Here is an 8,414-nt window from a genome sequence, read left to right on the forward strand (position 1 = left end):
AACCGACATCCAATCCATCCTCGTCATCGGCGCCGGCCCGATCGTTATCGGTCAGGCGTGCGAGTTCGATTATTCGGGGACGCAGGCGATCAAGGCGTTGAAGGAGGAGGGCTATCGCATCGTCCTCGTCAACTCCAACCCCGCGACGATCATGACCGATCCCGACCTCGCCGACGCCACTTATGTGGAGCCGATCACGCCCGAGATTGTCGCCAAGATCATCGCCAAGGAAACCGCGCTGCATCCGGGCGGCTGGGCGGTGCTGCCGACGATGGGCGGGCAGACCGCGCTCAACACCGCGCTGGCGCTGTTCAACGACGGCACGCTGACCAAATATGGCGTCGAGATGATCGGCGCCGATGCCGAGGCGATCGACAAGGCCGAGGACCGGATCAAGTTCCGCGACGCGATGACCAAGATCGGGCTCGAAAGCGCGCGTTCGGGCATCGCGCACACGCTCGACGAAGCGCTCGCGGTGCTCGAACGCACCGGCCTGCCGTCGATCATCCGTCCGTCGTTCACGCTCGGCGGCACCGGCGGCGGCATCGCGTATAACCGCGAGGAGTTCGAGCAGATCGTCCGCGGCGGCTTGATCGCGTCGCCGACCACCGAAGTCCTGATCGAGGAATCGCTCCTCGGCTGGAAAGAATATGAGATGGAGGTGGTGCGCGACCGCAAGGACAATTGCATCATCATCTGCTCGATCGAAAATGTCGATCCGATGGGCGTGCATACCGGCGACAGCATCACCGTCGCCCCGGCGCTGACGCTGACCGACAAGGAATATCAGATCATGCGCAACGCGAGCATCGCGTGCTTGCGTGAGATCGGGGTCGAGACCGGCGGGTCGAACGTCCAGTTTGCGGTGAACCCCAAGGACGGCCGCCTGATCGTCATCGAGATGAACCCGCGCGTGTCGCGCTCGTCGGCGCTCGCGTCGAAGGCGACGGGCTTCCCGATCGCCAAGGTCGCGGCAAAGCTGGCGGTCGGCTACACGCTCGACGAGATCATGAACGACATCACCGGGGTCACCCCGGCGTCGTTCGAACCGACGATCGATTATGTGGTGACCAAGATCCCGCGCTTCGCCTTCGAGAAATTCAAGGGCGCCGAGGCGGTGCTGTCGACCGCGATGAAATCGGTCGGTGAAGTGATGGCGATCGGCCGCAATATCCATGAGAGTATGCAAAAGGCGCTGCGCGGGCTGGAGACCGGCCTGTCGGGCTTCAACTTCGTCGATCGCCTGAAAGGCGCGACGCACGACCAGCTGCGCAGCGAGCTCGCCAAGGCGACCCCCGACCGGCTGCTCAACGCCGCGCAGGCGATCCGCGAGGGGCTGCCGCTCAGCGAGATCAACCGCATCGCGGGCTACGACATGTGGTTCCTCGAACGCATCGAGGAAATCGTCGAGGCCGAAAAGCAAGTGTGCCGCGACGGCCTGCCGCGCGATGCCGAGGGGCTGCGCAAGCTCAAAGCCATGGGCTTTTCGGACAAGCGCCTCGCCTATCTCGCGCTGCAATCGGCGAACCTGCAACCCGGTACCCGCCGTGCGACGGCGAGCGGCCGTGGGCTGATCCACGAGGCGGTCAAGGCAATGACCGGCGGCGTCACCGAGATGGAAGTGCGTCAGCTCCGCCACAAGCTCGGCGTGCGTCCGGTTTACAAGACGATCGACACCTGCGCCGCCGAATTCGCGGCCAAGACGCCCTATCTCTATTCGACCTACGAAGCGCCGACCTTTGGCGAACCCGAGTGCGAGGCGAACCCGAGCGATCGCAAAAAGATCGTCATCCTCGGCGGCGGTCCGAACCGGATTGGGCAGGGGATCGAGTTCGATTATTGCTGCTGCCACGCGTGCTTCGCGCTCGAAGAGGCGGGGTATGAGACGATCATGATCAACTGCAACCCGGAAACGGTCAGCACCGATTATGACACCTCCGACCGCCTCTATTTCGAACCGCTGACCGCCGAGGATGTGCTCGAAATCCTGCACGTCGAGCAGTCGAAGGGCACCCTTGTCGGCGTAATTGTTCAGTTCGGCGGCCAGACCCCGCTCAAGCTTGCACAGGCGCTGTCCGATGCGGACATCCCGATCCTTGGCACCTCGCCCGACGCGATCGACCTTGCCGAAGATCGCGAGCGTTTCGCGGCGCTGATCAACAAGCTTGGCCTGAAACAGCCCGAGAACGGCATCGCGCGCAGCCGCGAGGAAGCGATCGCGGTCGCGGCGCGCATCGGCTATCCGGTGCTCACGCGCCCCTCCTATGTGCTCGGCGGCCGCGCGATGGAAATCGTCGATGACCAGGCGCAGCTGGAAAATTATATCGAAACCGCGGTGCAGGTGTCGGGGGATTCGCCGGTGCTGATCGACCGCTATCTGCGCGACGCGATCGAGGTCGATGTCGATGCCTTGTGCGACGGCACCGACGTGGTGGTTGCGGGGGTGCTTCAGCATATCGAGGAAGCCGGCGTGCATTCGGGCGACAGCGCCTGCTCGATCCCGCCCTACAGCTTGCCCGCCGCAACCATCGCCGAGATCGAGCGCCAGACCGAATTGCTCGCGCGCGCGCTCGAAGTGCGCGGCCTCATGAACATCCAGTTCGCGGTCAAGGGCGACGATGTCTATCTGATCGAAGTCAACCCGCGCGCCAGCCGCACGGTGCCGTTCGTCGCCAAAGCCGTCGGCTCGCCGATCGCCAAGATCGCGGCGCGGGTGATGGCGGGCGAAAAGCTCGCTGACCTCCCGAAGATCAACCGCGACATCCAGCATGTCGCGGTGAAGGAAGCGGTGTTCCCCTTCGCGCGCTTCCCCGGCACCGACCCGGTGCTGTCGCCCGAAATGAAATCCACCGGCGAAGTCATGGGAATCGATCGCAATTTCAACTTGGCCTTTGCCAAGGCACAACTGGGGGCGGGCGACCGCCTGCCGACCGACGGACGCGTGTTCGTGTCGGTCAAGGACAGCGACAAGCCGCGCATCATCGGCGCGGTGCAGCAGCTGGCGGCTTGGGGCTGGAAGGTGATCGCGACCGGCGGCACCGCCGACTATCTCGCGGGCGAGGGGATTCACGTCGAACGCGTCAACAAGGTTGCCGAAGGCCGCCCGCATATCGTCGACCGGATCAAGGACGGCGATGTCCAGCTGATCTTCAACACCACCGAGGGCTGGCAATCGCTCCAGGATTCGCAGTCGATCCGCGCCTCGGCGCTCGCTGGCGACGTCGCTTATTACACGACAGCGGCGGGCAGCGATGCAGCCACGCACGCGATCGGCGCGTTGCGTTCGCACTCTCTTGAAGTAAAGCCGCTTCAAGACTATTATTAAAGGACCGCTCCACCCCCCGACATTGACGGAACAGCGGCGCAGCCGCCCGGCGAAGTTTCGCTGGCGGCGGGTTATTGACGAAGGACAACAGGATAATGGCAAGCGTTGAAAAGGTGCCGATGCTGGCAGAAGGCTATGAGAAGCTGAGCATGCAGCTCACCGCGCTCAAAGCCGAGCGACCGCTGATCGTCGATGCGATCGAGGAAGCGCGCGCCCACGGCGACCTTTCGGAAAATGCCGAATATCACGCCGCAAAGGAACGCCAAGGCCAGGTCGAAGCGACGATCGGCGACCTGGAGGACAAGCTTTCGCGCGCGCAGGTGATCGACCCGACCATGCTGTCGGGCGACCGCATCGTGTTTGGCGCGACCGTGACGCTCGCCGACGAAGACGACAAGCCGGTCAAATACCAGATTGTCGGCCAGGCCGAAGCCGATGCGAAGGATGGCAAGATCAGTTACAACTCGCCGCTCGGTCGCGCGCTGATCGGCCGCCGCGTCGATGACGAGATCGAAGTCACCGTGCCGGCGGGCGACAAATATTATCTGGTCAAGAAAATCGAATTCATCTGATGGGTCGATGACGATGAAGCCGCAGGAAGCGCCGCTGGTCACGGGCTATGCGCTGGCGTGCGTCATCGTCTTTGTCCTGCTGTGGATCACCGGGTTCCAGGTCGACGCGATCATCCGCGCCGGGTTCATTCCGGCGCGGTTCGCCTCCGAACTGATCGTCCCGCCGGGGACGATGGTGCCGTTCTTCCTCACCCCGCTAACCTCGGCCTTCCTCCACGGCGGGGTGTTGCACATCCTGTTCAACATCGTCGTGCTGCTGTTCATCGGGCGCCAGCTTGAGGCACCATTGGGCGCCAAGGCCATGGCAGTGTTGTTAGTCGCGGGTGCCTATGCTGGCGCCTTTGCGCAGTTTCTGGCCGATCCGCAATCGGCGGTGCCGATGATCGGCGCCAGCGGCGCCATCTCGGCGGTGATCGCCGTCTTCGCGCTGATCTTCAGCCGCTCGCAGGCTCCGGCGATTGGTCCGATCCCGGCGCATTGGGTCCGCGCCCTCTGGCTCGCCGCGGCGTGGATCGCGGTACAGCTGCTGATCGGCTTTGCGGGCGGCGGCGGGTTCGGCGCCATCGCGATCTGGGCCCATGTCGGCGGATTTCTGGCGGGATTGCTGCTCGCGCGGCCGCTGCTCAGGTGGCGGTTCGGGGCGCGTTAGGGTCGACCTAAGAAATCCGTTCGTGTCGAGCGAAGTCGAGACACGTTTGGGACGCATGACACTGCGGGATGTCTGGACTTCGCTCGACACGAACGGGTCAGAGGTTGGCCACCAACCCACCCGCCAGTAGCATCGCCACGCGTACATCGATCCCGCACCCCTCGGCGCGCTTCGCCGCGACGAAATCGGCAACTTCCGGCAGCGGCACGCGGTGAACGATAATGTCCTCGCTATCGACCCCGCCGCCGTCGCCAACCTTGGTTAGCCCCGTCGCCACCAGCAGCGTAAAACTCTCGCTGACCATTCCCGGCGAGCTGTAGAATTCGCCGACCGTCCGCCAATGCGCTGCGCGATAGCCGGTTTCCTCTTCCAGTTCGCGTTCGGCCGCGACCTCGACCGCTTCGCCCGCGCTATCGTCGCCGACCAGCCCGGCGGGCAGTTCGAGGCAGTTCTTGCCCATCGGCACCCGAAATTGCTCGACCAGAATGACATGCCGCCCGTCCGCCGCATCGTCGATCGCCAGGATCACCGCCGCATGGATACCGCGCGAGCGCGACACATATTCCCACGTCCCCTGCTGTTTCACGGTTATGAACCGACCCTCCCACCGGGTTTCGATGGGCGTGTCGGCGGCAGGGCGGGTCATAGGATTCCTCTCATCGTCATTGCGAGCGTAGCGAAGCAATCCAGATCTGTGCAAGGCCACCCTGGATTGCTTCGCTACGCTCGCAATGACGAACGGCTAAATCTCGATCAGCCGGTCGGGCAATTCGTTCGGATTTTCGCTACCGCGCGGGAAGTGCTGGGCCAGCACGGCGCCCATCTGCGTCACCGCCGCCGCCATGCCTGCCCCCGGCTCGCCCGCACGCACGCGTTCGATCAGCGCCGCCATGGCATCGCCCCAGACCTCAGGCGCGACTTTCGCCGCGATCGCCTCGTCGGCGACGATGTCGGCGCGATGTTCTTTCAGGCTGAGGTACAGCAACACCCCGGTGCGGCCCAATGTCTTGGCCTCGGTCCCGACCTTGAACAGGTCGATCGCGCGGGCGCGGACGCGCTGGGCCTTGATCGCGCGCGGAGTCAGCGCCATGCGCAGCGGTTTCCACAGCAGGACCAGCCATGTCGCGATCCATTTGACGACGCCGACCGCGATCACGATGCCAAGCCATTGATTGGCGGTCAGCTCATAGCCCCAGCCACCGGTCAGCCGGTCGTAAAGCCCGCGGAAAAATTCGGGAAACAGCGCGATCACCGACATCGCGACAAACGCGACGACGCTTGCCCAGACGAGCGCGACATCGTCATACTCGTTCGATTTCGCCGCGACGACGGTGACGATTTCGCCGCTGGTGTGCGCCTCGGCCGCGGCTACCGCGACGGTAACGACATCATGGTCGGCGGCGCTGACATGGCTGACTTTTTTCGGCACGGTCGCTTCTCCCTACCAGCCGCCGGAGGCGCCGCCGCCCCCGAAGGAACCGCCACCACCCGAAAAGCCGCCGAAACCGCCGCCACCGCCGCCGCCCCAGCCACCGCCGCCCCAAGACGATCCGCCGCTGCCGCCGCCCCAGTCGCCACCGCCCCAGATGATGATCGGCGCATCCCACGGACGCCCCTTGCGCCGTTTTTTACCACGCCGCCCGAGACGCGACAGCATCGGCAGGACAAAGAAAATCAGAATGATGAACCCAACGAAGAACAGTCCAGCCATGTTACCTTCGTCGGCGCGGTTGCGCTCGTTCGCGGCAGCCGCCGCAGCGCGCGCCTGCGCTTCCTCGGGCGGCAGCTGGATCTGCTGTGCGATCGCATCGACACCGGCTTGGATGCCGCCGGGATAGTCGTTCGCCTTGAACAGCGGCGTCACGGTATCGCGGATGATCCGCCCCGACAGCGCGTCGGTCAGTACCGGTTCGAGCCCCAGCCCGACCGCAATGTGCATCCGCCGCTCGTTGGGCGCGATCAGAAAGACGACACCATCGTCCTTCTCGGCATCGCCGATTCCCCATTCGCGGCCCAGCCGATAGCCATAGTCGCCGACGTCGCGGCCTTCGAGATCGCTGACCGTCGCGACGACGAGCTGGTGGCCCGTCGTCTTTTCCAGTTCAAGGAGCTGCGCATTGAGCGCGGCTTCCTCCGCCGCCGGAATGATGTCAGCCTGATCGACCACGGGATTGCCCGCGAGCTTGGGGAAGGTCTGCGCGGTGGCGGGCAACGCCAGCAACAGCAGCCCCGAAAGGGCTGCTGTTGCCAGAGGTCGCAGCAGGGCGGTCAGCGTCACCTTTACGTCCCGAAATCGACCTTCGGCGCCTGATTGGCGTTCGGGGTGATCGCCTTGTACGGCGTCATCGGCTTGGCGCCATGCACGATCTTGGCGCCGATGATGTCGGGGAAGGTGCGGATCGTCGTGTTATAATCCTGCACCGCGCCATTATAGTCCTGCACCGACACGTTGATGCGGTTTTCGGTGCCTTCCAGCTGGGTCATCAGGTCGGCGAAGCGCGCCTGACTTTTCAGGTCGGGATAGGCTTCGACGGTGACGAGCAGGCGGCCGAGCGCGCTCGACACATTGCCCTGCGCCTGCTGGAACGCCTGCACCTTGGCGGGATCTTCCAGATCGTCGGTGCTGAGTTTCACCTGCGTCGCCGATGCGCGCGCCTGGATCACGCCTTCCAGCGTCGATTGTTCGATGTTGGCCGCGCCCTTGGCGGTTTCGACCAGGTTGGGGATCAGGTCGGCGCGGCGCTGGTACGCGGCCTCGACATTGGCCCATTTCGCCTTGGCGGCTTCTTCCTTGGTGGGGACGCTGTTGATGCCGCAGGCCGACAGGCTCATCGCGGCGACGGGCAGGATCAACCAGCGGGCGGTACGATTGGTCATGGTCAAAAACTCCCTCCGGCGGCGTTTTGCCGCAACAATACACTACATAGGATGTTGCTTGCCTTTGTGCAATCGGCGCGGCACCGTTGATGCTCAGGATCAACCAGCCAGGGAGCAGCAACATGCTGGGAGAGTTCAGGGAATTTATCGCGCGCGGCAATGTCATCGACCTGGCGGTCGGTGTCATCATCGGCGGCGCATTCGCCACGATCACCAAGTCACTGACCGAGGATATCATCATGCCAGTCGTCGGCGCGATCTTTGGCGGGGTCGATTTTTCGAACATGTTTATCCGCCTTGGACCGGTGCCGGAGGGCGTCGCGGCGACCGACTATGCTGCGCTCAAAGAGGCGGGGGTGGCGATGTTCGGCTATGGCGCATTCATCACCGCGACGATCAATTTCCTGATCCTCGCCTTCATCATTTTCCTGCTCGTTCGCACGGTCAACCGCGTTGTTCGCAAGGCGCCTGACGCCCCTGCTGGGCCGACCGAGGTTGAAATCCTGGCCGAAATCCGCGACGAGCTGCGCAAGAAATAGCCTTTTTCGTCATCCCGGCGCAGGCCGGGATATCACCGGTGCGTAACATATCGGTGGCGAGATCCCGGCCTGCGCCGGGATGACGATTGTGGTGGGGCGGGGCGCTGCCCTTTCCAAAGCCTTTCATGCACCCTATATGGGTCAGGTCGGTTTCGGCCGACTATGAGGATAAATGGTGTCGTGGAATAGACACAGCGGACCCGGGGGCAGTACCCGGCGGCTCCACCACAAGCCCGCCTTCCGCCACGGAAAAGCGGGCTTCTGACGGGGCCGAACCAGGATCGACGTGTGTTCAAAGGCGATATTTTCTTCCGGGCTGAGTAACCCGTTCAAGGCTCAAAACCAATAGGTGCTAACGATAACGAAGCACTCGCTCTGGCTGCCTAACCGATAAGCCTCACGGCCTAAGGTTAGACAAATAGAACGCGGTTCGGACCGAACCGGGCAACAGA

8 protein-coding genes and 1 other RNA gene are annotated in these 8,414 nt (G+C 63.7%); 5 read left to right on the forward strand and 4 right to left on the reverse strand.

Features of this window, described 5'->3' with window-relative positions; all coding sequences use genetic code 11:
* The 3 genes from carB to VGN68_RS00300 form a co-directional block, all read left to right on the forward strand.
* A partial coding sequence (carB, locus tag VGN68_RS00290) for a carbamoyl-phosphate synthase large subunit (protein WP_327472733.1) occupies nucleotides 1-3,325 on the forward strand: 3,325 nt, incomplete at its 5' end.
* A 95-nt stretch (nucleotides 3,326-3,420) separates the two neighbouring features.
* Nucleotides 3,421-3,897, forward strand: a complete 477-nt coding sequence (greA, locus tag VGN68_RS00295; RefSeq protein ID WP_327472735.1) for a transcription elongation factor GreA — start codon at nucleotides 3,421-3,423, stop codon at nucleotides 3,895-3,897.
* Between the two features lie 7 nt (nucleotides 3,898-3,904).
* Complete coding sequence (locus VGN68_RS00300) at nucleotides 3,905-4,546, forward strand: rhomboid family intramembrane serine protease (RefSeq protein WP_414712990.1); 642 nt, start codon at nucleotides 3,905-3,907, stop codon at nucleotides 4,544-4,546.
* Nucleotides 4,547-4,643: 97 nt separating this feature from the next.
* Here the strand turns inward: VGN68_RS00300 and VGN68_RS00305 are convergent, their stop codons facing one another.
* The 4 genes from VGN68_RS00305 to VGN68_RS00320 form a co-directional block, all read right to left on the reverse strand.
* Nucleotides 4,644-5,192, reverse strand: a complete 549-nt coding sequence (locus tag VGN68_RS00305; protein WP_327472737.1) for an NUDIX hydrolase — start codon at nucleotides 5,190-5,192, stop codon at nucleotides 4,644-4,646.
* Nucleotides 5,193-5,288: 96 nt separating this feature from the next.
* The gene (locus VGN68_RS00310) at nucleotides 5,289-5,975 is read right to left on the reverse strand and encodes a hypothetical protein (protein WP_327472739.1); all 687 of its coding nucleotides are present in this window, start codon (nucleotides 5,973-5,975) and stop codon (nucleotides 5,289-5,291) included.
* Nucleotides 5,976-5,987: 12 nt separating this feature from the next.
* A complete protein-coding gene (locus VGN68_RS00315; protein ID WP_414712991.1) occupies nucleotides 5,988-6,818 on the reverse strand; it encodes a TPM domain-containing protein in 831 nt (276 codons plus the stop codon).
* Between the two features lie 8 nt (nucleotides 6,819-6,826).
* Nucleotides 6,827-7,423 (reverse strand): LemA family protein, encoded by a 597-nt coding sequence (locus VGN68_RS00320; protein ID WP_327472743.1) that lies wholly within the window; start codon nucleotides 7,421-7,423, stop codon nucleotides 6,827-6,829.
* A gap of 122 nt (nucleotides 7,424-7,545) precedes the next feature.
* On the opposite strand from VGN68_RS00320, the gene mscL reads away from it, so the two are divergent.
* Both mscL and ssrA read left to right on the forward strand, forming a co-directional pair.
* Nucleotides 7,546-7,962, forward strand: coding sequence for a large conductance mechanosensitive channel protein MscL (gene mscL / locus VGN68_RS00325; protein ID WP_327472745.1), 417 nt, complete (start codon nucleotides 7,546-7,548; stop codon nucleotides 7,960-7,962).
* Nucleotides 7,963-8,068: 106 nt separating this feature from the next.
* Nucleotides 8,069-8,414: a transfer-messenger RNA gene (gene ssrA / locus VGN68_RS00330) on the forward strand; the annotation flags it as partial.

Source organism: Sphingopyxis sp., from assembly GCF_035998965.1.
GTDB lineage: Bacteria > Pseudomonadota > Alphaproteobacteria > Sphingomonadales > Sphingomonadaceae > Sphingopyxis.

What these genes read in the sequence shown, in the direction of transcription:
- greA (WP_327472735.1), top strand. Translation starts at nt 3,421, where the DNA reads ATGGCAAGCGTTGAAAAGGTGCCGATGCTGGCAGAAGGCTATGAGAAG.
- VGN68_RS00300 (WP_414712990.1), top strand. Translation starts at nt 3,905, where the DNA reads ATGACGATGAAGCCGCAGGAAGCGCCGCTGGTCACGGGCTATGCGCTG.
- VGN68_RS00305 (WP_327472737.1), bottom strand. Translation starts at nt 5,192, where the DNA reads ATGACCCGCCCTGCCGCCGACACGCCCATCGAAACCCGGTGGGAGGGT.
- VGN68_RS00320 (WP_327472743.1), bottom strand. Translation starts at nt 7,423, where the DNA reads ATGACCAATCGTACCGCCCGCTGGTTGATCCTGCCCGTCGCCGCGATG.
- mscL (WP_327472745.1), top strand. Translation starts at nt 7,546, where the DNA reads ATGCTGGGAGAGTTCAGGGAATTTATCGCGCGCGGCAATGTCATCGAC.